The following is a 23,134-nucleotide window of genomic DNA, read 5'->3' on the forward strand; positions in this document are numbered from 1 at the left end:
CGCACACCGCTCGCGCGGATGACGGCGGGCCGATTTGGCAGGACTCGCGGGCGCGAGCGATCTGACGCAGGGACTTAGGGCGCAAGGCCCCGTGCGGCGCATTTGCATGATCCCCTCCCTGACGATTTCCCATCGTCTGAACCGAATCGATCATCGGTGCAATCCGTCCGCGCTCGGGGCGCTCCCAGCGAGGGATAGGCATCGGGCGTGCCGGGGCCATGTGGCGTGCATGGCGTGATTCCCGAGGCAGTTGGCCCTGGCGATGAGGCTTCCCTGAGGGCGGACGGCTTGCATCATTCATGACGCGAGAAGCGTGCCAGTGATAACAACGCCTTGAATCAAAAGGGAACTTGAACGCTCGACGCGAAGCGTATCTCGTCGTTCGATGAAAAACGTTTCAGGAATGAACGGCGGGGCGGGGAGGGCATGCTGAATGTGTCGCGGGTGACGGCAAATTAGGCAATGGACTTGACACCTAATGCCAGCGGGCGTTTGCGCCGTCGGCGGGACACTTATGCATAGGGTTATCAACAGTTGCTGTGGATATCCCGGTCGAGGTGTCCCGGCCGACGCACCGGTGCCGCGTTCGAAGCGATCGAACGACGCGCGTCAGGCGGCAGGCTTCTGGCCGATGGCGAAGGCGATCTCACCCACACCGGCCACACCGGCGCTGACCTTGTCGCCGGGTTCGAGCGGCCCGACGCCGGCGGGGGTGCCGGTAAAGATCAGGTCGCCCGCGGCGAGCTTCACGCTGCGCGAGATCTCGGCAATCAGATCGGGGACCGACCAGATCAGTTCGTTGAGATCACCGGTCTGGCGGTTCTCGCCGTTCACGTCAAGCCACACGCGGCCTTCCTTCGGATGGCCGACCTCGGCCACGGCGTGCAGCGGGCCGCATGGGGCCGACGCATCGAACGCCTTGCCCCAGTCCCACGGACGGCGCGTGTCCTTGGCTTGCTGTTGCAGGTCGCGACGGGTCAGATCGACGCCAACGCCATATCCCCACACCAGCGAGAGCGCCTGATCCGCATCGACGTTCTCGCCATCGGCGCCGATGGCGACCACCAGTTCAATCTCGTGGTGCAGTTCGCTCGTGAGCGGCGGGTAGGGCAGCGTGCCGTTGGCGGCCACGACAGCGTCGGCCGGCTTCATGAAAAAGAACGGCGGCTCGCGATCCGGATTGCTGCCCATCTCGCGCGCGTGCGCAGCATAGTTGCGGCCGACGCAGAACACGCGACGCACGGGGAAACGGGCATCGCTGCCCGCCACGGCGACCGACGCCTGGGGCGGCGCCGAAATAACGAATTGGCTCATGAGAAGACTCTCGGCTGATACGAAACAATGACGGAAAAACACAGGCGCCGACACGAGGCGGCGCCTTGCATGCCGTCGCGCCTGACCGCGCGAACGACGGCGCAACAGTATTACTTGGCAAAGACCTGCGACATATCCGAGAACGCTTTGAACTCCAGCGCGTTGCCGGCCGGGTCATAGAAGAAGAGCGTCGCTTGCTCGCCCACCTGCCCGGCGAAGCGAATATGCGGCTCGATCACGAAGCGGGTGCCCGCGGCACGCAGGCGATCGGCCAGCGCGTGCCATGCCGGCATGTCAAGGATAACGCCGAAATGCGGGACGGGAACCTCATCGCCGTCGACCGGGTTCGTGATTCGCTTGCCCGCGTCTTCCGGCGCGAGATGGGCCACCAGTTGATGACCGAAGAAGTCGAAGTCGATCCAGTGATCCGAACTGCGGCCTTCTGCACAGCCCATCACGTCGCCGTAGAAGCGGCGCGCCGCATCGAGGTTGTCGACAGGGAACGCGAGATGAAAGAGCGGTGTTGCCATAGGAAACTCCAATGCCATGCGGGGATGAGCGAGCACCGAATCCGGCGAGCGCTATCGGAAATGCTGTCCTGGGTCATCGGTGGCGTGAACGGCGTCACCGATTTGCGGTAAATTCTATCCATCAATAAAAACAATCCAAAACGAATAATTCGAACGCTCAGGCAGAAAATTTTCGATCCATGATCCGCTATCTGAAAACCTTCGTCACGGCAGCCGAAACCGCTTCGTTCTCGGCGGCGGGGGCGCGACTCGGATTGACCCAGTCGGCCGTGAGTGCGCAGATTCAGCGACTTGAAGACGATCTCGGTGTGCGACTCTTCGAGCGCACCGCCCGCGCCGTGACCTTGTCCGACGATGGCCGTCGATTGCTCGCCCAGGCGCAGGGCGTGATTGCCGGCTATCAGGCGATGCGCGGCGAGGCGGGCGCATACGGCGGGCAGGCGGCGCTCGCGCCGATCCACGTCGGCGCGATCCTCACGGTGCAACTGGGCCTCCTGCCCGGCGCGATGTCGCGCTGGACCGCGCTCGGCGCGATGCCGCATCTGAACATCGTGCCGGGCATGTCCGTGCAGCTGCTCGCGCAACTCGATGCCAAGGAACTCGATCTGGCGGTGATGATCCGCCCGCGTATCGGCGTGCCGGCCGATATGAAATGGCTCACCCTCATGCACGAGCCGTACGTGGCGATCGCGCCCAAAGGCACGGGCGGAACGGTGGCCGACTGGGCGCAAGCCCTGCCGTTCGTGCGTTACAACCGGCGCTCTTATGGCGGCGAGCTCGTCGAGCGTTATCTGCGACGTCACCGGCTCTGGGTGCGCGAGGGCGTGGAGCTGGACGAGCCCGAAGTCATCTTGCGCATGGTGCGGGCGCGACTGGGATGGTCGATCGTGCCCGCGACGCTCATCGGTTTGCCGGTTGGCGCCAACGCGGGGGCGAAGCTTGCCAAGGGCAGCGCAACGGGCGTTCAGGTCCTCGCACTCAGCGGCGCGCCGCTCACGCGCGAGTTGGGGGTGTTGGTGCGTCAGCCAGCGCTTGGCCGCCCACCGGTCGCCACGCTGATGAAGTGTCTTGCGGACGAGGCGCAGTCGCGCGGCTAGGGCGTCGCCTGAACACTGGACGGCTCGACCATCGCCCCGCCCAACGCTTGCCACAATGCGGCCGTGTCCGTCAGGCGAGCCCCTTGCGCGTCGAGTCGCGCGCGCGTGGCGTCGAGCGCCTGACGCTGCACGTCGAGCCAGGCGAGATGACTGATGCCGCCCACCCGATATCGCTCGCTTGCGATCCGGAGCGCGGTTTCCGCTCGCCGGGCCGCGTCGGCACGTGCGGTCAGGGTGTCGGCATCGGAGGCCAGCGCGCGCAGGGCATCGGCGACCTGCGCGAGGCCGAGCAGCACGGTGTCCTGATACGACGCCAGTGCGGCGTCGTATGCCGCGATGGCCGAACGCCGTTGCGCCTGCAATGCGCCGCCGCGAAAGAGCGGTTGCAGCAGGTTCATCCCGAGGTTCCAGATATTGATGCCATCGCCCAGATCGGCCAGTCGCATGCGCTGCGTGCCGAAGCTGCCGGAAAGTGTGAACTGGGGGTAGAGGTTCGCGGTGGCGACGCCGACATCGGCACTCGCCTTGTGCAACAACGCCTCGGCGGCGCGGATATCCGGTCGGCGCCGGGCCAGCGTCGACGGTAGCGAGACGGGAACCGTCCGCGGCAAATGCAGGGTGTCGAGATCGATGACGGGCGACGCGAACGCGCCCGGCGGCTGACCGGTCAAGCGTGCCAACTGATGATCGTATTGCGCGATTTGCGTGCGCAACGCGGGCAACTGGGCTTCAGTCTGGGCGACGAGTGTCGCCTGATTCTCGACGTCGAGCGTCGATACGCCCCCCGCGCGCTCGCGTGAGCGTGTGATATCGAGCTGCGCTCGTTGCGCCGCCACGATACCTTCGAGCGCCGAGAGCTGTGCCCGGGCACTGGCCTGGTGCAGGGCGGCCGTCACCACGTTGCCCGCGAGCGACAGCCTGGCGGCGTCCAGCGTGAAGCGTTGGTAGTCGATCTGGGCGGCGAGCCCTTCCAGCGCGCGGCGATTGGCGCCGAACACGTCGAGCGTGTAGGACACGTCGACGCTGGTGTTATACAAGGTGAACGGCCCGGGACTTGGCAAGCTCGTAATGCCGAACGACGCCGGATCGACCCGTTCGCGCGTGCCGGAGAGCTTCAGATTCGCCGAGGGCAGGGAGCGCGCGCCGTCTTGAGCACGAAAGTCCTCCTGCGCCTGACGCAGCTTCGCCTCGGCCTGACGTAGCGTTGGACTGTCGGTCAATGCCTGCGCGACGAGGGCGTTGAGCGCGGGCGAGCCGAAGCGGGTCCACCAGGCGGACGGCACGTCCTCGCCGGCGACGAAGATCTGCGCGGCGCTTTGCGCACCCGCCGCCCCGGCCGTCGTCGACGGTTGTGTGCCCGTGGTGTATTGCGCGACATGCGTAGCGTCGGGGGTGCGCCAGTCCGGTCCGAGCGCGCAGGCGGCGAGCATCGCGCTCAGCCCGAGCGCCAGCCACCGCGACCCGTAGGCGGGGCGGCGGCGATGCGCAAGTTGGGCAAATCGCATGAGCGCCTCAGTCGAGGGTACGTTTGTAGAACTTCACGGCCACCATCATGAGGATGGCAGAGAAGGCCAGCAGCGGCCACAGATCGTGCCACGCATCGGCCCAGCCGTTGCCCTTGAGCAGAATGCCGCGAATGAGCCGGTTGAAATACGTCAGCGGCAGCAGGTTGCCGATGGCTTGCGCCCACGCGGGCATGCCGCCAAACGGGAACATGAAGCCCGAGAGCAGCATGCTCGGCAGAAAGTAGAACACGGTGAGCTGCATGGCCTGCAACTGGTTCTGTGCAAACGACGATAACGCGATCCCGACGATCAGGTTGGCCGCGATAAACACCAGCGCGGCGAGATAGATCGCGACGACACTGCCTTCGAACGGCACATGAAAGGCGAAGCGCGCGGCGATCAGGATGATGGTCGCCTGAAGCAAGCCAATGGCGACGTACGGCACGATCTTGCCGGTCATGACTTCGATGGGCAATACCGGCGTGGCGAGCAGGTTCTCCATCGTGCCGCGCTCGCGCTCGCGCACGATGGCAATGCCGGTCATCATCGCAAGCGTCATCGTCAGAATCACCCCCATCAGGCCGGGAATGATGTTGTATTGCGTGATGCCCTCCGCGTTATAGAGACGATGCACCTGCACGTCGAACGCCGTCTGCGAGCCGGCCAGATTCGCAAGCGGCCCCGTCAGGTCCTTTTGCGCGACGGACTGGGCGATGGCTGGCAAGGCGCCGAGCGCGGAGGCCATTGCCATCGGATCCGTCGCATCGGCCTCGATGAGCACGGCGGGCCGCTCGCCGCGCAACAGACGGCGAGTGAAATCGGCAGGAATGTTCAGCACGAACTGCGCGCGCCCCTGCGCGAGAGCGGCGCGTCCGGCATCTTCGCTGGTCAACGCCTCGGTAAAGCGAAAGTATCCCGAATGCTCCATCGCGGCCATGAAGCTGCGCGTGAACTCGCTGTCGTCGGCCACGAGCGTCGCGGTCGGCATGTGCTTGGGATCGGAGTTGATGGCGAAGCCGAAGAGCGCCAGTTGCACAAGCGGCACACCCACGATCATCGCAAACGTCACGCGGTCGCGGCGCAGCTGCAGGAACTCCTTGCACACGATGCTCCACCACCGGGCGATCGAGAACCCGAGCGGCGCGCTCATGCCTTGTCTCCGAAGTTGTCTTTCGCGTGGCTCATCAGGTAAATGAACACGTCTTCCAGGCTCGTGTCGATGGGCGCGACCCGCAGCCCTCGTTCGCTGGCCAGGTCGTGGAGCAACTTGTCCAGGGCGGTGGCATCCCGCCCGCTCACATGCAGCGTATCGCCAAAGGCGACCGTCTGCGCCACGACGGGTTGCGCGCGCAGTTCGCGCGCCAGATCGATGAGGTTCGCGCCGTGCACCCGCCACGTCGACAGCTGCTGGCGAGCGGTGACCTCGGCGGCCGTGCCTTGCGCGAGCAGTTCGCCATACGAGATGTAGGCGAGCTTGTGACAGCGCTCGGCCTCGTCCATGTAATGCGTGCTCACGAGAACCGAGATACCGCGCGAGGCCAACTCGTGCAATTCCTCCCAGAAGTCGCGCCGGGCGGTCGGGTCGACGCCGGCGGTCGGTTCGTCGAGCAGCAGCACCTGCGGCTCATGCAGCATGCACGCCGCGAGCGCCAGGCGCTGCTTCCAGCCGCCGGAGAGCGACCCGGTCAGTTGCTTTGCGCGGCCCGTCAGGCCGAGCCGCTCGATGGCCCGCTCGACGGCGTCTCGCCGGTTCGGCATGCCATACACGCGCGCCACGAAGTCGAGGTTCTCGCGAATAGTCAGGTCTTCCCAGTACGAGAAGCGTTGCGTCATGTAGCCCACGTGACGCTTGATCTGCGCGCTCTCTCGCACGATATCGAAACCGAGGCACGTGCCGCTGCCCGAGTCGGGGGTGAGCAAGCCGCACATCATGCGAATGCAGGTTGTCTTGCCGCTGCCGTTCGGCCCGAGAAAACCGAAGATTTCGCCGCGCTGCACTTGCAGCGACACATCCTTGACAACATGCTTGTCGCCGAAGCGTTTGTTCAGACCCTTCACATCGATCGCGAGACGGCCCTCGTCGGCCGAGGGGGCGACAATCTCACGCGGGCGCGCATCGCGGCCGTTCATGGGCGCGTCACCTGCACCGGCTGCCCGGGATTGAGTTTGAGGGCGTCTGCCGCGGCGGGATGTGCTTCGATCATGTAGACGAGCTTGTCGCGCGTGTCGTTGCTGTAGATGACGGGCGGCGTGTACTCGGCCTGATGGGCGACGTACGTGATGCGGGCGGGCACGCCTGCGCCACATCCGTCGCAGGCGATGTGCACGGTCTGCCCCGCGCTCAGGGTACCCAAGGCGGTCTCCGGCACGAAGAAGCGCACCTTGATGTTGCCCGGCGGCAGCAGACGCACGACGGGGCTGCCCGCCGCGACCCATTCGCCGATGCGGTACATCGTGTCGTACACGCGCCCGGCGGCGCTCGCGACGGCATGCTTCTGCGCGAGTTGCCAGTCGGCCTGCGCAAGCGCCGCGCGTGCCACATCGACCTGAGCGGCTTGCGCCTGGCGCTGCGCGTCGCGGCCCGGCAGTCGCGCGACCGCCAGACTGCTCTGCAACTCCTGCACGCGGGCGCTGCTGCTGCGGGCGTCGGCGCGGCTGGCGTCGAGTTGTTCGCGGGCAATTCCGCCGGCGGCGTATTGCGCCTGATCTCGGTCGAACTGCGCAAGCGACTTGTCGCGCACGGCGACGGCTTGCTTGAGTTGGGCGGCGGCGACGGCGATCTCGTCGGGGCGCTTGCCGGTTTCGAGATCGCGCAGCTGGGCCTCGGTGCTGGCGAGCGTCTCGCGCGCGTGGGCCTGTGCGGCCAGTTCATAAGTGGCGTCGAGATCGAAGAGGGCCTCTCCCGCCTTGACCTCCTGGCCGCGGGTCACCGACAGCGTAATCAGGGTGCCGGCCTGCGACGAGGCGACATAGACGAATTCGCCCTCCACATAGCCTTGCCACGGCCGGGCGGAGTGGTCGCCGCAGCCAGCCAGCGCGGCCATGGCGGCAAGGGTGATCGCGTTAGTGCACATGCGGGGGCTTGCCGGCATGACGCGCCTCGTGCGTTGCGGTTGTTCGCTGCCACCTTAGCGCAAAAGCGGGGCAACGAGCAATCCGTCGCCATGCGCGGGCAGGGACTCTCTGCTATTGTGCGCACATGTCCGGCGGCGCACGGGGCGCGCGAACCTTAACAGCGCAGCGCACCGGACCTCATGCAAGGAGCTTGATTGATATGTCTCACGACACGTTCGACGAAAACGACTGGAAGCGATTCCTGAAACACATCGGCGAAGACCCGAACCGCCCCGGTCTTCACGAAACGCCGTCGCGCGTTCAAAAGGCCTGGCGTCAATGGACGTCCGGTTACGGCCAGGATCCGGCCGAAGTGCTCAAGGTCTTCGAAGACGGCGCCGAGCAATACAACGAACTGATCGTCGTACGAGGGATTCCCGTCTACAGCCATTGCGAGCACCATCTCGCCCCGTTCTTCGGCAAGGCGACCATCGGCTACCTGCCCAACGGCAAGATCGTCGGATTGTCGAAGCTCACGCGTCTGGTCGACTGTTTTGCGCGCCGCCTGCAAGTGCAGGAGCGCCTGACTACGCAGATCGCCGAAGCGCTGATGACGCATCTGCAACCAAAGGCAGTCGGGGTGGTGGTGTCGTGTCGTCACATGTGCATGGAAAGCCGGGGTATTCGCACGGCAGGGGAAGAGACTGTGACGTCGGCGATGCTCGGTGAGTTGCAGCCGAACCTGGCGTTGCGCACGGAGTTTCTCGCGCTCGCTCGCGACAAATAGTCGCAGGAAGGCGTACCCACGAAAAGCGCTGGCGGGGATGTCCCGCCAGCGCTTTTTTTGCTGTGCGACGGCGAGCGCTTACCGGCCGTACCGCGCCACGACGGTCGAGCCGTTCAACGTGTGACCGGCCAGCGCAGCAGTCAGACCGTTGGCGTCGAGCCCCGGTGGCAGACGGCCCGGTTCCAGATCGGTGGCCGTCACCGTAATGATGTAGTGATGCGGCGAATCGCCGACCGGCGGACACGCGCCGCGATAGGCCATTGCGCCGCTGACGTTCTTGCCCAGCGTGACGTGCTCGTTCGTTTCATTGCCCGCCCCGGCCGCGAGCGACGAGACGGTCGCCGGAATGTTATAGGCGAGCCAATGCACCACGCCGCCGCCTTTCGCGCCGTCCGGGTCCTTCATCGTGATGACCACGCTGCGCGTGGCTTGCGGCAGATGCTGCCACGCGAGCGGCGGGCTCACATTCTTGCCCCCGCACTCGCCCAGCCCGGCGTGGATCGCTGGCAGCATGCCGCCGTCGGCGAACGCGCTCGACGACACGCTCATGCCTTCGGCACAGGCCACCCCGGCGCCGGTGGCGAGCGTCACGGCCACGGCTGCCGCGCCGGCGATTCGCAACGATGGCTTTCCCGTAGCGGATGAAAGTCGATTCATAAGCACGCCTCCTATTTGGCAGATGCAATGATGAGCTTGAATGGTAGTGCAAGGAGGGCGGTGCCGGCCGCACCGGCGCACCAGAGCGCGACAAACCATCCCCAGCCAATCAACCGCGCCCGCCAGGCGGGGTGGGCGACGGCTCGCTCGCGCCGCTGGCGCACGGCGGGCCGCACGAGGTCAGTGATAGTGCGCATCGTGAGCCACCTTGCCGCGAAATACCCAGTAGGCCAGCATCGTATAGCCGAGGATCACCGGAATAATGAAGGCCGCGCCCCATAGCGTGAACGACAGACTCGACTGCGGGGCGGCGGCGTCCCACAGCGTGATGCCTGGGAGAATCGCGTACGGATACGCGCTGATCAGCAGCCCGCTGTACCCCAGAAACACGAGTCCGATGGCGAGCCAGAAGGGCGTGGCATCGTGCGAGCGGCGCAACACGCGGCGCATGACGAGCGTTGCGCCCGCCACGAGGAACGGCACCGGCAGGCAGCGCCAGAACCACTGGTCGGCGAACCAGCGATCTGCCACGAGCGGCACGCGCAGCGGTGTCCACAGCGACACGACGGCCATCGTGGCCACGAGCGCGAGCGTCAGCGGCCAGGCGAGCACACGCAAGCGTCGCTGCAGATCGCCCTCGGTCTTGCCGATCAGCCAGCAGGCGCCGAGCAGCGCGTACGTCACGACCAGGCCCAGCCCGGTGAACAGGTTGAAGGCGGTGACCCAGGCGAAGGCGTCGCCCGCGAACTGGCCGTTCTCCACCGGAATGCCCGACAGATACGCGCCGAGCGAGACGCCCTGAAAGAACGTTGCGCCGGCCGAGCCACCGATGAAGGCGAGATCCCACCACGGCCGGGTGCGCTGCGACTTGCCGCGAATCTCGAACGCCACGCCTCGGAAGATCAGGCACACGAGCATGAGCACGAGCGGAAGATACAGCGCCGAGAGGAGTACCGAATACACCATTGGGAACGCGGCGAGCAATCCGGCGCCCCCGAGTACGAGCCATGTTTCGTTGCCGTCCCAGACGGGGGCGACGGAGTGCATCATCGTGTCGCGTTCGCGCGCGTCGGGGAAGAACGGGAAAAGAATGCCGATGCCGAGGTCGAAGCCGTCGAGCACCACGTAGAGAAACAGGCCGAGCGCGATGATGGCGGCCCACGCCAAAGTCAGATCCATGAGAAATCTCGGTAACGTCGATGTCGTGATGGGGGGGCGATCAAGTGGCGTGCGCGCCGTCGGTGTCCATTCGTCCGGATAGCCCGGACAGGGCGGGGGCGGTTTGCGCCGCGAGGTGGCCGCGTGGCGACGTGTGATCGCTGCTGGACGTCGCCGACGGCTCGCCGGGCAACACCGGACCGACGCGCAGCCACTTGAGCAGGTAATAGATGCCCGTGCCGAACACGAGGCAGTAGGTGAGCACGAGCACCAGCAGCGAGACCTGCACCTGTTGGGCGCTCACCGGCGACACGGCGTGCGCGGTGCGCATCACCCCGTAGACGACCCACGGCTGGCGTCCGGCTTCGGTGGTGACCCAACCCGCCAGCAACGCAACGAAGCCGGTCGGCGATAGGACGAGCATGGCGCGGGCGAAGCGGCGCGACGTGAAGAGCGTGCCGCGACGGCGCAGCCACACGGCGGTTAGCGCAGCGGCGATCATGGCGAGGCCGAGACCGACCATGATGCGAAAACTCCAGAACACCAGCGGCACGTTGGGGCGTTCGTCCTTCGGGAATTCCTTCAGACCACGAATCTCGCCGTCCCAGCGATGCGTGAGGATGAGGCTACCCAGGTGCGGTACTTCAAGCGCATAACGCGTGGTCTCGGCGGCCATGTCGGGCCAGCCGAACAGGTTGAGCGGCGTGCCGCCGGTCTTCGTCTCCCAAAGCCCTTCGATGGCGGCGAGCTTGGCCGGTTGGTATTCACGTGTGTTCAGGCCATGAAGATCGCCGACGACGGCCTGCAACGGGGCGAAGATCAGCAGCAGCCACATGGCCATGGAAAACATGGTCTTGACGGCCGGGTCGCGGCGCCCGCGCAGCAGGTGCCATGCACCGGTGCCCGCCACGACCAGCGCGGCCACGACGAACGCCGCGATGCTCATATGCGCCAGCCGATACGGGAAGGACGGGTTGAAGATGACGTCCCACCACGACAGCACGACCACGCGGCCGTCGACGATCTCGACACCCTGCGGCGTTTGCATCCAGCTATTCGACGCGAGAATCCAGAACGTCGAAATCAACGTGCCGACGGCCACGCACAAGGTCGCGGCGAAGTGCGCACGCTCGCTGACGCGGTTCCAACCGAACAGCATGATGCCGAGAAAGCCCGCTTCGAGGAAGAACGCGGTCATCACCTCGTAAGTGAGCAGCGGCCCGGTGACCGCGCCGGCGAAACTCGAAAAGCCCGACCAGTTGGTGCCGAACTGATAGGCCATCACCACGCCGGAGACGACGCCCATGCCGAAGCACACCGCGAAGGCCTTCGACCAGAAGCGACACAGATCGAGATAGTGCGGCTGACGTGTTTTGAGCCAGAGACCTTCCAGCACGGCGATGAAGCTCGCCAGACCAATGGAGACGGCGGGAAATACGATGTGAAACGAGACCGTGAACGCGAATTGCAGGCGCGCGAGGTCGACAGCTTCTGGAGCGGCAGTCATGTCGTGATCAATGTAGGCAAACCAACCCTGTCTATAGGGCGACCCTCACTGCCGACCGCCCCTTGTTTGCCTGCATGGTAGGACGTGCTGCACCGCAGCACGCGTGACAAGACGTCACATGCGGCGCATTGACGCGGCATCAATTGCCACGTCGATTTGCGCTAGTGGCCTGTTTTTGTGGGGATTCGCGTCCTCGCCGGGTGCGACCTCATGTCACACGCAGGCGGGCGCTACGCGAGCAATCCGGCGCCGATATTGATCGACAGGCCGAGCACGGCGAGATTGAAGAAGAACGAGAGAACGGCCTGCGCGAGCGCGGTGCGTCGCATGCGGCGCGATGTCAGCGCGATGTCTGCGGTTTGCGAGGCGACGGCGATGGTGAACGAGAAATACAGGAAATCCCAGTAATCCGGATCGCAGTCGCGCTCGGGCCAGGCCAGCGCGAAGGGCGACTCCGTATCCGTGAAGTACAACCGCGCGTAATGCAGCGTGTAGATCGTCGGCACGAGGAACCATCCGGCGATGAGCGTGGCGGCCGCGAACAGCACATGCTCCGAGGCCTGATGCGGGGCGCCGGTCTTGGCGCTCGCCAGCACGTGGATGATGGCGGCCACACTGGCGATGGCCGACAGGCTGACCACGGTGAGCACGATGGCCGCGCTCTGGTCTTCCTGCTCGGCAAAGCGCTCGATGCTGCGCTTGGGGGCGGTGACCATCATGAGCCAGATCATCGCGAGATAGGACCAGGCGCCTGTGTTCCAGCCGATCAATATGCGCGTTATCGTGCTGGACTCCCCGCTCACGAAGACCTGGACGAAGAGTCCGGCAAGCACGCCGAGAGCGATGGCGATGAGCAGTCGCGGATGGAAGCGAAGCAGATGCGGGAAAAGCTTGGCGTTCATGAGCAATGTCTGGACGGTGGCGATAGGCGGTTCGATTATCCACCAACCCGGTCATTCACCGGTCGTGGGCGGAAATGCGGCCTGCTCGGCAGGCGGGCGGCACAGTTGTGGTGCGCCGCCGCATCGCGATGCGGCATCGTGCCCGTTGCGGTGTCACCGGGGGCGTCGCGAGCACAACGCCGCGCGGCCGATTGCGCGATTTTTCTGATGACCTCGACATCCTGCCTCGCCTTGTCCTGCGGGGCTCTGCCCAGTCTCGAGCCTATTCTGGCAAGCACATGGCACGCCATTTGCTAAGCAGTAGGCAAGGCCAACGACGGCCGAGAGAAGACAAGCGAATTTTCTGCACCGCATGTATGACTTCCGCGCGAGCGCGGACTTCGGGGCAACGGCGTCCCGAAGCCATAGGCCTGTTCACAGGCATACGGCTTCGGGGCGCTTTTTTTTTGGCATACGAATACGAGGGTATCCATGAGCACGCTCACGCAATCGTTGAAAAGTGGCAACTGGCGCGCGCTGGTTGCGTGTTTTCTCTACTTCGACACGGGTTTCACCGTCTGGGTGATGCTCGGCCCTCTGGCGCCGTTCATCAGCAAGGACATTGCGATGACGCCCGCACAAACGGGCTTTCTCGTGGCGGTGCCGGTGCTGGGCGCGGCGATTCTGCGCGTCACGCTGGGCAACCTGTATCAGGCCTACGACGGTCGCAAGATCGCGTTGATGGGGATCACCTTGTCGGCGATTCCGTCGGTCGTGCTGCTGCTGATGCCGGGTGCGCCGTCGTACACGCTGCTGCTCGTACTCGGTGTGCTCCTCGGCATCGGCGGCGCGAGCTTCGCCGTGGCGTTGCCGATGGCAGGCAGCAACTATCCGCCGAAGGTACAGGGGCTGGTGTTGGGTCTCGCCGCGGCGGGCAACATTGGCGCGGTGCTCGATGGCTTCATGTTCCCGGGACTGGCCGAGCACTACGGCTGGGCACGTGCGGCCGGTGCCGCCCTGCCGTTGCTCGCGCTTGCCGCGCTGGCGCTGGTGTTCTGGGCAAAGGATCAGGGTGTGAAGTCGGGCAGCGCGCCGCGCGCGTTCACGAGCTTCTTCATTACCGTGTTCGGTCTAATCGCGCTCGTGTTGTGCGTGCATGCCGGCGCATTCGGCGAAGGCAAGGCCGGTGTGTTGCTGCTGCCGGTGCTGGGCGCGTTGCTGGCGATTGCCGTGTTGCCGCGTCACTATCGCGGCGTGCTCGGCGAACGGGACACGTGGGTCATCATGCTGGTCTACAGCATCACGTTCGGTGGTTTTGTCGGCATGTCGTCGTATGTGACCACGCTGCTCATCTCGCTGTACAGCATGCCGCGCATCGAGGCGGGGCTGTTCATGTCGCTGCTCGCGTTCCTCGGTGCGCTGGTGCGTCCCATCGGCGGAATGGTGGCCGACCGAATCTCTGGCGTGCGCGCGCTGGTGCTGCTGCTCGCGGCGATTTCGGTCATCGATTTTGTCTTTGCCGCGTGGATGCCCCCGCAAGGTGCCGGTGTCGCTCTGCTCGTGCTGATCTACCTGTGCTTCGGTCTCGGTAACGGCGCCACGTTCCAGCTCGTGCCGCAACGCTGGCAAGGCAAGACGGGGCTGATGTCGGGCATCATCGGCGCGGCCGGTGGCATTGGCGGCTTCTACCTGCCGGTCATCATGGGCATGGCCAAGGAATCGACGGGCAGTTACCAGATGGGCTTCGCCACGTTCGGCGCACTGGCGGCGCTGGCGTTCTTGCTGGTCGTCGCCCTGCGCACGCGCTGGATGTCGTGGGCACTGCCCGCGGAGATGGTCGGTGGCGCGGTCCTCGCAGGCGGCGTGGCGCACGTCGAGTAAGCGAAACGCGTCCGCGCACTCGCGGCCCGTCGATGCTTCGGCACGACGGGCCGTTTGGCTTTCTGGCGCAGCTTCGCACTCGATGTCTCAATCCAGACCGGCCGGCGCGTTTCCCCATCCATCGGCCCCTGTAGCCCAATGGCACCGTGCCTGTGCGCCAGAAGCATCACACGTCACACGCCCTGCCGGAACAGCCCGTTGAGCGTGGCGCCGCTGGCGGCGCCGTCGAACCCGTCGAAGCGTCCTTGGGCGAGCGCCTGCGCGGCGTGCATGAAGCCTCCCCATGCCGCGCGAGCCAGTGCACCGCCCACGCTCACGCGCCGCACGCCAAGTTCGGCAAGCGCCTGCAATGTCATCGGCGACGTCGCGCCAATCAGCACGTTCACCGGTTTGGGCGCCACGGCCGTGACGACGGCCCGGATTTGCTCGACCGATTGAATGCCCGGTGCGTAGAGGCAGTCGGCACCTGCCTCTGCATAGGCTTGAAGGCGTGCAATGGCGTCGTCGAGATCGGGCACGCCCGCGAAGAAATTCTCCGCACGACCGATGAGGAGGGTGTCGCCGCCCGTCTCGTCGATCGCCCGGCGCGCGGCTTTCATGCGCGCGACGGCTTCGTCGAGCGGGAAGAGCGGCGCGTTGACGTCGCCCGTCGAGTCTTCGATCGACAAGCCGGCGACGCCTGTTGCCACGGCCATCTTGACGCTGTGCGCGACTTCTTCCGGCGTGCTGCCGAAGCCGCTTTCGAAGTCGGCATTGACGGGCAGATCGGTGGCGTCGACGAGCGTGCGCAAATGCGCGAGTACGGTGTCGCGTGTCACGCCATTGTCGGGTTGCCCGGTCGACCAGGCGAAGCCCGAGCTGGTCGAGGCAATCGCCTTGAAGCCCGCGTGTTCGAGATACCTCGCGCTGCCGGCGTCCCAGGGGTTCGGGATGACAAAGCAACCGGCGAGGTGGAGTTCGCGAAACGCGACGCGTTTTTCGGCCGTACTACGTGACATGGTGTGTCTCCTGTAGGGGGCGCAGCTCCGCTCACGCCGCGCACGCAAGCCCGATCATCGCGGTTTTGCACCGGCCTCGCAAGGCAGCCCCAAGGCGATCCAAGGCGTAATATCGACCGTCAGATGTTTTTATCTCGTACACCCGCGCGCAGCATGTAATCCCGTGTAACAAGTTTTTCGGGGGAACTTCAGGAATAAGCGCGATTCCATTGGCGTTATGTAATCATCCTCTTCTGTATTGTCAGGATCACCGACGTGAATTCTCAGCCCCCCTCCGCGACGTCCGCGTCTGCCCCCCCGCGCGGCGTGGCCTTGCACGACGACGCCAAGTACACCCGTGTGGCGATGGTATTGCACTGGGCGGTCGCCTTGCTGATGCTCGGCAACATCGCGATCGGCCAGACGATTGCCTTGCTGTCCGACGCCACGCTCGAAAAAATCGACGTGCGCTTCTGGATCGATCTGCACAAGTCCATCGGCATTACCGTGCTGGGGCTCGCGGTTCTGCGCGTGCTGTGGCGCGCGACACATCGTCCGCCCGCGCTCTCGCACGTGTTTGCATCATGGGAGCGCACGGCGGCGCATCTCGCGCATTGGCTGCTTTATGTCTTGATCGTCGTGCTGCCGCTCACGGGCTGGGCGCACGATTCGGCGTGGGTCGCCGCCTCGACCCATCCGCTGGTGCTGTTCGGCATCGTGCCGTTCCCGCGCATGGGTTTTCTGATGGCGTTGAGCGATGCGAGCAAGGACTACTGGCACACCTTGCTGGGTAACGTCCATACCTACTGTGCTTATGTCTTGTACGTGCTGCTGGCGTTGCACATTGGCGGGGCGCTCAAGCATCAGTGGATCGACCGCCACCCGGTGCTTGGCCGGATGCTGCCGTGAGCGCGGAAACAACGGGGAAGGCGTCGCGGCTCGAAGTGGCCCGCGAGATTCACTCACCGCGCTTCACGCGACCGCCGACGCCGCTGGCCAGTTGGCTGGTGCATACGGGCGTGGCAGCGCTGTGGTGTCTGTTGTTCGCGCAGGCATTCTTTCTCAAGGGCGTGTTCGCGTGGGGCACCGGGGTCGCCTATGTCGCGTACGACACGGTGCTGCTGGCATTCGTATTCTGGCAAGCGTGGCGTCTGATGCGCCCCGACCCCGACGAGACTACTTCTGGCGCAGGTCATGAAGGCGCCGCCGTTCGATTGACGCTCGGCGTGGTGGTCGCGGCGCACAACGAGGCGGCGGCGTTGCCGGTCACGTTGCGCGCGCTGATGGCGGGGCGACGGGTCCCGGACGCCATTGTCATCGCCGACGACGGCTCGCGCGATGGCACGTTCGCATTGCTCACGGGCGAGTATGGGCTCATCGACCCCGGCGAAGGCGGGCTGAGCGCACCGAGTGCGCGCTATCCGAATCTGCAATGGCTACGCGTGCCGCACGGGGGCAAGGCGCGTGCGCTCAACGCGGCGCTCGTGGATATCGATACGGACATCGTGATGACGGTCGACGCCGACACATTGCTCGATGCCGAGGCGTGCGCCGCGATGCACGCTGCGTTTGCGCGGCGACCCGGGCTCGTGGCCGCGACTGGCGTGCTCACACCGGTGTGCGGCCGCACGGCGAGCGCGCGCGTGTTGCAGCTTTTCCAGACGTACGAGTACATCCGAAACTTCATCTCGCGTTATGCCTGGATGCACGCCGACGGCCTGCTGCTGATTTCTGGCGCGTTCGCGTGTTTCCGGCGCGAGGCGGTGCTGGCTGTTGGCGGATTCGATCCGGCATGTCTTGTCGAGGACTACGAACTGATCCATCGCCTGCGTCGCTATTCGGTCACGCATGGGCTTGGATGGGAGGTGCGCGTGGTGGGCGGTGCGCAAGCGATCACCGATGCGCCGAGCACGCTCACGAGCTTCCTGCGTCAGCGTCGCCGCTGGTTTGCGGGGTTTCTCCAGACGCAATACTGGTATCGCGATATGGTCGGCAACGGCCGCTATGGCAATCTCGGACGCTGGATGTTGCCGGTAAAGGCATTCGATACGCTTCAGCCGATCTACGGGCTCACCGCGTTCGCGCTGCTCGTCTCGTTCGCCTTCGACGGTCATGTCGGCGTGCTGCTGCCGGTCTCGGGCATCATTCTCGGCAAGATCGGCATCGATCTCGGCTTTCATCTCTGGTCGGTGCATGCGTACCGCCGCTGGACTGGACACAACACCGGTACGAGCTTCGGATGGGCGCTTGTCGCGGCAGTATTGGAGCCGTTTTCGTTCCAACTGATGCGACACACGGGCGCCGCGCTGGGCTGGGGGCACTTCCTGACCGGACGCCAGCGTTGGGGCGTTCAGGTGCGACGCGGTATCCTGTCGGGCGAGCGCGGGACGGGGGTGTCCCGCGACGAATGATTTTCCGGCAGCGTTTTCTTCAAATGATTCGATTTTCAACGGGGTGGGTGATGGGATGCGCGCTCAGCGGTCTGTTGAGCGTGGCCGGGTGTAGTGTCCCCGAGCGCAAGCCGTCCGGTCCCGACTACGCTGCGCTGGGGGGCGCGGCCGAGGTGCGCGGCGACTGGGACGGCGCACGCCGGGCCTTCGGGCAGGCGGTGCTTGTGGCGGACCAGTCGGGCTGGCCGGCGTCGCATCGCGCGGCCATGCACTTCGACTATGGCCGGGCGCTGGGGGTGACCTGCTACTACCCCGAAGCCGAACGCGAGCTCAGCCTCGCGTACGATCTCGATATCCTCACCGGGCACTACCGGTATCCGGCGTTGATCGAGTTGGCGCGACTGTCGCTGGTTCAGCGGCAGTACGCCGCGTCGGTGAAGTACTTCAGCCGGGCGCTGGACGCGCTCGATCGCATGGAGCTGGCCCGCAAGGTGCCGTTCGCTTACGCCGAGGTGCTCGACGACTACGCGCTGGCCCTGGGGGGCGCGGGCGACGCCGACGCCGCCACTCACATCATCGATCGCGCCGCGAAAGTGCGCGCAGGCCTGGACGAGGCCGTGCGTGCGCAGGCGACATCGCGCACCCCGTACGGGAAGCACTGCGGGCAACTGGCGGCGGGGGCACGATGAACCCGATGCGCGTTTCCCTGGAAAGCGCGGGCGACTTCGACGACATCATTGACGTTCGCACACCGCTCGAATTTGCCGACGACCACATTCCCGGGGCGATCAACGCGCCGGTGCTCAGCAATGAAGAGCGCGTCATCGTCGGTACGATGTACAAGCAGGTATCGCCGTTCGATGCTTCGCGCGTGGGGGCCGCCATGGTGGCGCGCAACATCGCTGCCCATCTCGATACGACGTTCGCCGACCGGCCGCGCAATTGGCGGCCGCTCATCTATTGTTGGCGGGGCGGCAAGCGATCGGAGTCGATGACTCTCATCATGAACATGATCGGCTGGCGTGCGCGCCAGCTCGACGGCGGGTACAAGGCGTACCGGCGCGACGTTGTGGCGTCGCTCGGCACGCTGCCCTCGACGCTCGATTACATCGTGCTGGCCGGGCATACGGGCAGCGGCAAGACCCGTCTGCTGCACGCGCTGGCCGGCGTGGGTGCCCAAACGCTCGATCTCGAGGCGCTGGCGAAGCATCGCGGGTCACTGCTTGGGGCAATGCCGGGCGTCGCGCAGCCGTCGCAAAAGGCGTTCGATACCTCGCTGATCGGCGCGTTACGCGGGCTCGATCCGACGCGGCCGGTGTTCGTCGAAGCGGAGAGCCGCCGGATCGGACTGATTACGCTGCCCGAGTCGTTGATGTCGTCGCTGCGCGGGGCCACGATGTGTGTCGAGGTTCGCGTGGCGCTCGACGCGCGGGTCGACCTGTTGATGCAGGAGTACGGCCATTTGCTGGCGCGGCCGGAAGACTTTCGCACGCAGCTTCTCCGGCTGGTACCGCTGCATGGACGGGCGGTCATCGACCAATGGCTGACGTTGCTCGACGAGGGGCGGCAACGCGAACTCTCGGAGGTGCTCATTACCCGGCACTACGATCCGGCGTATTCGCGAAGCTCGCGCAAGATGTTGCAGGGGGTGCGCAACGCCCTCCCGTTTCCGTTTCATCCGACGGCGCAAGATCTGGGCGCACAGGCGCGGGCATTGCTTACGCAGTGCGGGATGGCTTGACCCCATCGTTCGCGCCTTGCTTGACGTCGCCTATTCGACTTCGCCGCTGTCGGTGTCGCCGATCTGCGCGTCTCGCTCATGAGACATGGCGGCCGCGGCGAGTGCCGTCGCGGTGGCTGGGGCTGCGTCCTTGCGCTCGCTATACCGGTTCGTGAGGTATTCGGTGCGGTCCCTGACCAGAAGGGTGAACTTGTACAGTTCTTCCATCACGTCGACGACCCGATCATAGTAGGACGATGGCTTCATGCGGCCCGTCGTATCGAATTCCTGATAAGCCTTGGCAACCGAGGACTGGTTAGGGATCGTCACCATGCGCATCCACCGGCCGAGTATGCGCAGCGCGTTGACCGCGTTGAAGGATTGCGAGCCGCCGCAGACCTGCATCACGGCGAGCGTGCGCCCCTGTGTTGGCCGAAGGCTGCCGATCTCCAGCGGCAGCCAGTCGATCTGGTTCTTGAAGACGGCGCTTAGCGTGCCATGGCGCTCCGGGCTGCACCATACCTGGCCTTCCGACCACGCCGAGAGCTTGCGAAGTTCGACGACCTTCGGATGATCGGCCGGCACGCTATCGGCCAAGGGCAACCCCTTGGGATCGAAGATGCGCGTTTCGGCCCCGAAGTGCTGCAGCAGGCGCTCGGCTTCCTGCACCAGCAACCGGCTGTACGACGTCTCGCGCAACGAACCGTAGAGCAACAGGATGCGGGGAGGGTGGGGGCTGACGCTTCGGGGCTCGAGTTTGCGAAGATCCGGCATGTCGAGCACCGCGCTACTGACGTTGGGCAGCGTGGTGCTCATTTCACTCGCCGTCCGCTGGCGTCGACAACGACCTCGCCATCCTCTTTCGTGAAGGCCCCCTTTTGCGGCGAGGGCAGGATATCGAGCACGACTTCAGAGGGGCGGCACAGCCGCACGCCCAGCGGCGTGACGACGAACGGGCGGTTGATCAGGATCGGGTGCGCGAGCATGGCGTCGAGAAGCTGGTCGTCTGTGAGGGCCGGATCGGCGAGGCCCAGTTCGGCATAGAGCGTGCCATTCTCCCGGAGCGCTTCGCGCACGGTAAGTCCGGCGTCGCGAATCAGGCTTTGCAGTACCTCGCGCGTCGGAGGGGCACTCAGGTACTCGATGACCGTGGGTTCGATGTCTGCGTTGCGGATGAGCGCCAACGTATTGCGCGACGTGCCACAGGCCGGGTTGTGATAGATAGTGACGGACATGACGTTTCCTTATTTCGATTCGTACCAGGGCCGCGAGCGATTGACGACCCCGACCACGAGCAGCATCACGGGCACCTCGATCAGCACGCCGACGACCGTGGCGAGTGCTGCGCCCGACTGAAAGCCGAAGAGGCTGATGGCGGTGGCGACCGCCAGCTCGAAGAAGTTGCTGGCGCCTATCAGTGCTGACGGACCGGCGACGCAGTGCGCCACACCGAGCTTGCGGTTGAGTAAGTACGCCAGACCTGAGTTGAGCAGCACCTGAATGAGGATCGGGACGGCCAGCAGCAGGATGATCAGCGGTTGCTCGACGATGGCATTGCCCTGGAACCCGAAGAGCAGCACGAGCGTGGCGAGCAGCGCCGTGATGGCGTAGGGTCCCAATGCCCCGACAACACGTTGATACGTCGCTTCTCCTTGGGCCAGCAGGGCGCGTCGGATGGCTTGTGCGATCACGACCGGGGCGACGATGTAAAGCGCGACCGAAGTGATGAGCGTATCCCAGGGGACGGAAATCGACGACAACCCGAGCAGCAGGCCGACGACCGGGGCGAAGGCCACGACCATGATGGTGTCGTTGAGGGCTACTTGAGAGAGCGTGAAGTAGGGATCACCCCTGCAGAGCTGGGACCAGACAAAGACCATGGCGGTGCAGGGCGCGGCGGCCAGAAGGATCAGGCCCGCAAGGTAGCTGTCGAGTTGGTCGGCGGGCAGCCACGCGGCAAACACATGGCGCACGAAGATCCACCCCAGCAGCGCCATCGAGAATGGCTTGACGAGCCAGTTCACGAACAGCGTGACACCGATGCCTCGCCAATGGCCGGCGACCTGGCCCATCGCGCTGAAGTCGATCTTGATCAGCATCGGGATGATCATCACCCAGATGAGCAGCCCCACGGGCAGGTTGACCTGCGCGACTTCCATACCGCCGATGGCGTGGAAAAGGCCGGGTAGCCATTGACCGAACAAGATGCCCGCGATGATGCATAGCGCGACCCAGGCGGTCAGATACCGCTCGAAGAAGCTGATGCTCGGGGGTTGCAGCGCGGGCGCGGCTTTGGGTGAGGCACTCATTGGTTGGACTCCGCAACGACGTTGCAGAACGGGGCGGGCGTGCAGGGGACACCGCCACAGCAGTTCTGCGTGAGGTAGCCGAGCAGCCCGTTCATGGTTTCAAAGTGCGCCATGTAGATGATCGAGCGACCTTCCTGGCGGCTGGCGAGCAGCTTGGCGCGATGCAGTTCCTTGAGGTGGAACGACAGCGACGAGGCGGGCATGTCCAAGAGTTCCGCGATGCGCCCGGCGGGCAGGCCCTCGGGGCCGGCCTGCATCAGAAGGCGGAACACCGCCAGGCGAACGGCGTGGGCGAGTGCGGCAAGCGCTTCGAGCGCGGTATTGGTTTCCATATTTCGAATGTAGTGGAAATATGGAATTATTGCAAATTGTTGTCGCGATCCGATGTTGGGCGAGGAAGCGCGAGCGTTGGGAGCGTCTCAATCGCCGAACGCTTCGATCATGCGCTGTTTCGTGAACTCGACGAAGGCCTTCGCGAGTTGCGAGGGCGGGTGCTGGTTCGACGTGACCAGCGAGAAGCCCGACAAGACCGATGGCTCGAACGGCTTGACGATGACGCGTCCCGCCGCGTACCGGGCCGTCACCTGGTCGATGATCGACACGCCCGCGCCGTGTTGCACAAGCACGCAAATCGCCGCGGACAGTTGCGACTCCGCGCTCATCACCCGATCGATCCGTCGCTCGGCAAAGATCTGGTCGATATACATCCGCCCATCGAACTCTTTCGGGTACGACACGAACGATTCGCCGCGCAAATCCTCAGGATGGATCACGTCGCGATCCGCGAGTCGATGTCCGTGCGGCAGGATGCAACGCATGGGGGCGCGGTGCAGCGTTTCAATGTTCACGCCGGCATGCGTGATCGGGTGCGCGATGAACCCGACATCGCAACGCCGCCCGACCACCATATCGATAACGATGCTCGACGCGTGAATCAGCAACGTCGTGCTGATGCCCGGATGCTCGCGCATGAACTCCGTCATCGTGGTGGGCAGGAACTCCAGCGCGAGCGCGGGAGCGCCAGCGACATGCAGCGAACCGCGCCGCAGCGACTTGATCTGCTCGGCCGTCTGCGCAATGCGATCGATGCCCGCAAACGAACGCTCAACCTCCTCGAACAGCACCATCGCTTCGGGCGTCGGGTTCAGTCGGCCGTTGCTCCGGTCGAATAAGGAAAACCCTATATCCGCCTCGAGATCGTTGATCAGACGTGTGACCGCCGGTTGCGAAACGTGAAGCATGTCCGCCGCCCGAGTGACCGTCTGGCGCAGGATCAGCGCGCGAAATGCCTCCAACTGCCGGATCTTCATGGGAACCTCATCCCCCTCGCGCCATAACATTTATGTATGGGCGGGCGAAAAAATGTG

General features: G+C 65.0%; 23 protein-coding genes. 7 read left to right on the plus strand and 16 right to left on the minus strand.

The features are described 5' to 3' along the window. Positions 1-609: 609 nt before the first annotated feature. Positions 610-1,314, minus strand: coding sequence for a fumarylacetoacetate hydrolase family protein (locus PCE31106_RS16535; RefSeq protein WP_150564027.1), 705 nt, complete (start codon positions 1,312-1,314; stop codon positions 610-612). Between the two features lie 110 nt (positions 1,315-1,424). Continuing rightward, positions 1,425-1,880, minus strand: a complete 456-nt coding sequence (locus PCE31106_RS16540; protein ID WP_437343827.1) for a VOC family protein — start codon at positions 1,878-1,880, stop codon at positions 1,425-1,427. A 143-nt stretch (positions 1,881-2,023) separates the two neighbouring features. On the opposite strand from PCE31106_RS16540, the gene PCE31106_RS16545 reads away from it, so the two are divergent. Continuing rightward, positions 2,024-2,941 (plus strand): LysR family transcriptional regulator, encoded by a 918-nt coding sequence (locus PCE31106_RS16545; protein ID WP_150564029.1) that lies wholly within the window; start codon positions 2,024-2,026, stop codon positions 2,939-2,941. Here the strand turns inward: PCE31106_RS16545 and PCE31106_RS16550 are convergent. Genes PCE31106_RS16550 through PCE31106_RS16565 form a run of 4 tightly spaced genes read right to left on the minus strand, consistent with a single transcriptional unit; the run spans position 2,938 to position 7,538 of the window. Beyond that, on the minus strand, positions 2,938-4,446 hold the full coding sequence (locus PCE31106_RS16550; protein WP_150564030.1) for an efflux transporter outer membrane subunit: 1,509 nt from the start codon (positions 4,444-4,446) through the stop codon (positions 2,938-2,940). The genes PCE31106_RS16545 and PCE31106_RS16550 overlap by 4 nt on opposite strands. A gap of 7 nt (positions 4,447-4,453) precedes the next feature. Further along, the gene (locus tag PCE31106_RS16555) at positions 4,454-5,596 is read right to left on the minus strand and encodes an ABC transporter permease (protein ID WP_150564031.1); all 1,143 of its coding nucleotides are present in this window, start codon (positions 5,594-5,596) and stop codon (positions 4,454-4,456) included. After that, the gene (locus PCE31106_RS16560; protein WP_254441107.1) at positions 5,593-6,576 is read right to left on the minus strand and encodes an ABC transporter ATP-binding protein; all 984 of its coding nucleotides are present in this window, start codon (positions 6,574-6,576) and stop codon (positions 5,593-5,595) included. Before PCE31106_RS16560 ends, PCE31106_RS16555 begins: the two co-directional genes overlap by 4 nt. Continuing rightward, positions 6,573-7,538, minus strand: coding sequence for an HlyD family secretion protein (locus tag PCE31106_RS16565; protein ID WP_254441109.1), 966 nt, complete (start codon positions 7,536-7,538; stop codon positions 6,573-6,575). The genes PCE31106_RS16560 and PCE31106_RS16565 overlap by 4 nt, the downstream gene beginning before the upstream one ends. Before the next feature lie 182 nt (positions 7,539-7,720). Between PCE31106_RS16565 and folE the strand changes: the two genes are divergently transcribed. Then, complete coding sequence (gene folE / locus PCE31106_RS16570; RefSeq protein ID WP_150564032.1) at positions 7,721-8,287, plus strand: GTP cyclohydrolase I FolE; 567 nt, start codon at positions 7,721-7,723, stop codon at positions 8,285-8,287. Between the two features lie 78 nt (positions 8,288-8,365). Here the strand turns inward: folE and PCE31106_RS16575 are convergent, their stop codons facing one another. From PCE31106_RS16575 to PCE31106_RS16595, 4 genes are all read right to left on the minus strand, one after another. Next, positions 8,366-8,944: a YbhB/YbcL family Raf kinase inhibitor-like protein gene (locus PCE31106_RS16575; protein ID WP_254441111.1), complete on the minus strand. Its 579-nt coding sequence runs from the start codon at positions 8,942-8,944 to the stop codon at positions 8,366-8,368. 180 nt (positions 8,945-9,124) lie between these two features. Then, entirely contained in the window at positions 9,125-10,123 is a 999-nt protein-coding gene (gene cydB, locus PCE31106_RS16585; protein WP_150564034.1) for a cytochrome d ubiquinol oxidase subunit II, read from the minus strand. A gap of 40 nt (positions 10,124-10,163) precedes the next feature. Then, positions 10,164-11,609, minus strand: coding sequence for a cytochrome ubiquinol oxidase subunit I (locus PCE31106_RS16590; RefSeq protein ID WP_150564035.1), 1,446 nt, complete (start codon positions 11,607-11,609; stop codon positions 10,164-10,166). Positions 11,610-11,839: 230 nt separating this feature from the next. Then, positions 11,840-12,511, minus strand: a complete 672-nt coding sequence (locus PCE31106_RS16595) for a DUF1345 domain-containing protein (protein ID WP_150564036.1) — start codon at positions 12,509-12,511, stop codon at positions 11,840-11,842. A 471-nt stretch (positions 12,512-12,982) separates the two neighbouring features. On the opposite strand from PCE31106_RS16595, the gene PCE31106_RS16600 reads away from it, so the two are divergent. Beyond that, positions 12,983-14,371 (plus strand): MFS transporter, encoded by a 1,389-nt coding sequence (locus PCE31106_RS16600; RefSeq protein WP_017233402.1) that lies wholly within the window; start codon positions 12,983-12,985, stop codon positions 14,369-14,371. A 173-nt stretch (positions 14,372-14,544) separates the two neighbouring features. Here PCE31106_RS16600 and PCE31106_RS16605 read toward each other — a convergent pair whose 3' ends face one another. Beyond that, entirely contained in the window at positions 14,545-15,369 is an 825-nt protein-coding gene (locus tag PCE31106_RS16605) for an isocitrate lyase/PEP mutase family protein (RefSeq protein ID WP_150564037.1), read from the minus strand. Between the two features lie 255 nt (positions 15,370-15,624). Between PCE31106_RS16605 and PCE31106_RS16610 the strand changes: the two genes are divergently transcribed. The 4 genes from PCE31106_RS16610 to mnmH are packed head-to-tail and all read left to right on the plus strand — an operon-like array spanning position 15,625 to position 19,479. Then, complete coding sequence (locus PCE31106_RS16610; RefSeq protein ID WP_437343828.1) at positions 15,625-16,257, plus strand: cytochrome b; 633 nt, start codon at positions 15,625-15,627, stop codon at positions 16,255-16,257. Beyond that, positions 16,254-17,759: a glycosyltransferase family 2 protein gene (locus PCE31106_RS16615; RefSeq protein WP_174975243.1), complete on the plus strand. Its 1,506-nt coding sequence runs from the start codon at positions 16,254-16,256 to the stop codon at positions 17,757-17,759. Before PCE31106_RS16610 ends, PCE31106_RS16615 begins: the two co-directional genes overlap by 4 nt. A gap of 23 nt (positions 17,760-17,782) precedes the next feature. Continuing rightward, positions 17,783-18,427 (plus strand): tetratricopeptide repeat protein, encoded by a 645-nt coding sequence (locus tag PCE31106_RS16620; protein WP_150564038.1) that lies wholly within the window; start codon positions 17,783-17,785, stop codon positions 18,425-18,427. Next, positions 18,424-19,479: a tRNA 2-selenouridine(34) synthase MnmH gene (gene mnmH, locus PCE31106_RS16625; protein WP_150564039.1), complete on the plus strand. Its 1,056-nt coding sequence runs from the start codon at positions 18,424-18,426 to the stop codon at positions 19,477-19,479. Before PCE31106_RS16620 ends, mnmH begins: the two co-directional genes overlap by 4 nt. Before the next feature lie 30 nt (positions 19,480-19,509). Here the strand turns inward: mnmH and arsH are convergent, their stop codons facing one another. The 5 genes from arsH to PCE31106_RS16650 all read right to left on the minus strand — a co-directional run bounded on the left by arsH (position 19,510) and on the right by PCE31106_RS16650 (position 23,077). Next, complete coding sequence (gene arsH, locus PCE31106_RS16630) at positions 19,510-20,274, minus strand: arsenical resistance protein ArsH (RefSeq protein ID WP_150564040.1); 765 nt, start codon at positions 20,272-20,274, stop codon at positions 19,510-19,512. After that, positions 20,271-20,693, minus strand: a complete 423-nt coding sequence (gene arsC, locus PCE31106_RS16635) for an arsenate reductase (glutaredoxin) (protein ID WP_150564041.1) — start codon at positions 20,691-20,693, stop codon at positions 20,271-20,273. The genes arsH and arsC overlap by 4 nt, the downstream gene beginning before the upstream one ends. Before the next feature lie 9 nt (positions 20,694-20,702). Continuing rightward, positions 20,703-21,767: an ACR3 family arsenite efflux transporter gene (gene arsB, locus PCE31106_RS16640; protein ID WP_150564042.1), complete on the minus strand. Its 1,065-nt coding sequence runs from the start codon at positions 21,765-21,767 to the stop codon at positions 20,703-20,705. Then, entirely contained in the window at positions 21,764-22,099 is a 336-nt protein-coding gene (locus PCE31106_RS16645; protein ID WP_150564043.1) for an ArsR/SmtB family transcription factor, read from the minus strand. The genes arsB and PCE31106_RS16645 overlap by 4 nt, the downstream gene beginning before the upstream one ends. An 87-nt stretch (positions 22,100-22,186) precedes the next feature. Then, positions 22,187-23,077 (minus strand): LysR substrate-binding domain-containing protein, encoded by an 891-nt coding sequence (locus PCE31106_RS16650; protein ID WP_150564044.1) that lies wholly within the window; start codon positions 23,075-23,077, stop codon positions 22,187-22,189. Positions 23,078-23,134: the final 57 nt, after the last annotated feature.

The organism is Pandoraea cepalis (assembly GCF_902459665.1).
GTDB lineage: Bacteria > Pseudomonadota > Gammaproteobacteria > Burkholderiales > Burkholderiaceae > Pandoraea > Pandoraea cepalis.

Bases quoted from the DNA above. Each gene is read 5' to 3' on its own strand.
- PCE31106_RS16645 (WP_150564043.1), bottom strand. From the start codon at position 22,099: ATGGAAACCAATACCGCGCTCGAAGCGCTTGCCGCACTCGCCCACGCC.
- PCE31106_RS16595 (WP_150564036.1), bottom strand. From the start codon at position 12,511: ATGAACGCCAAGCTTTTCCCGCATCTGCTTCGCTTCCATCCGCGACTG.
- arsH (WP_150564040.1), bottom strand. From the start codon at position 20,274: ATGAGCACCACGCTGCCCAACGTCAGTAGCGCGGTGCTCGACATGCCG.
- PCE31106_RS16650 (WP_150564044.1), bottom strand. From the start codon at position 23,077: ATGAAGATCCGGCAGTTGGAGGCATTTCGCGCGCTGATCCTGCGCCAG.
- PCE31106_RS16555 (WP_150564031.1), bottom strand. From the start codon at position 5,596: ATGAGCGCGCCGCTCGGGTTCTCGATCGCCCGGTGGTGGAGCATCGTG.
- PCE31106_RS16560 (WP_254441107.1), bottom strand. From the start codon at position 6,576: ATGAACGGCCGCGATGCGCGCCCGCGTGAGATTGTCGCCCCCTCGGCC.
- PCE31106_RS16545 (WP_150564029.1), top strand. From the start codon at position 2,024: ATGATCCGCTATCTGAAAACCTTCGTCACGGCAGCCGAAACCGCTTCG.
- PCE31106_RS16605 (WP_150564037.1), bottom strand. From the start codon at position 15,369: ATGTCACGTAGTACGGCCGAAAAACGCGTCGCGTTTCGCGAACTCCAC.
- PCE31106_RS16600 (WP_017233402.1), top strand. From the start codon at position 12,983: ATGAGCACGCTCACGCAATCGTTGAAAAGTGGCAACTGGCGCGCGCTG.
- mnmH (WP_150564039.1), top strand. From the start codon at position 18,424: ATGAACCCGATGCGCGTTTCCCTGGAAAGCGCGGGCGACTTCGACGAC.
- folE (WP_150564032.1), top strand. From the start codon at position 7,721: ATGTCTCACGACACGTTCGACGAAAACGACTGGAAGCGATTCCTGAAA.
- PCE31106_RS16535 (WP_150564027.1), bottom strand. From the start codon at position 1,314: ATGAGCCAATTCGTTATTTCGGCGCCGCCCCAGGCGTCGGTCGCCGTG.
- PCE31106_RS16550 (WP_150564030.1), bottom strand. From the start codon at position 4,446: ATGCGATTTGCCCAACTTGCGCATCGCCGCCGCCCCGCCTACGGGTCG.
- arsC (WP_150564041.1), bottom strand. From the start codon at position 20,693: ATGTCCGTCACTATCTATCACAACCCGGCCTGTGGCACGTCGCGCAAT.
- arsB (WP_150564042.1), bottom strand. From the start codon at position 21,767: ATGAGTGCCTCACCCAAAGCCGCGCCCGCGCTGCAACCCCCGAGCATC.
- PCE31106_RS16590 (WP_150564035.1), bottom strand. From the start codon at position 11,609: ATGACTGCCGCTCCAGAAGCTGTCGACCTCGCGCGCCTGCAATTCGCG.
- cydB (WP_150564034.1), bottom strand. From the start codon at position 10,123: ATGGATCTGACTTTGGCGTGGGCCGCCATCATCGCGCTCGGCCTGTTT.
- PCE31106_RS16620 (WP_150564038.1), top strand. From the start codon at position 17,783: ATGATTCGATTTTCAACGGGGTGGGTGATGGGATGCGCGCTCAGCGGT.
- PCE31106_RS16575 (WP_254441111.1), bottom strand. From the start codon at position 8,944: ATGAATCGACTTTCATCCGCTACGGGAAAGCCATCGTTGCGAATCGCC.
- PCE31106_RS16565 (WP_254441109.1), bottom strand. From the start codon at position 7,538: ATGCCGGCAAGCCCCCGCATGTGCACTAACGCGATCACCCTTGCCGCC.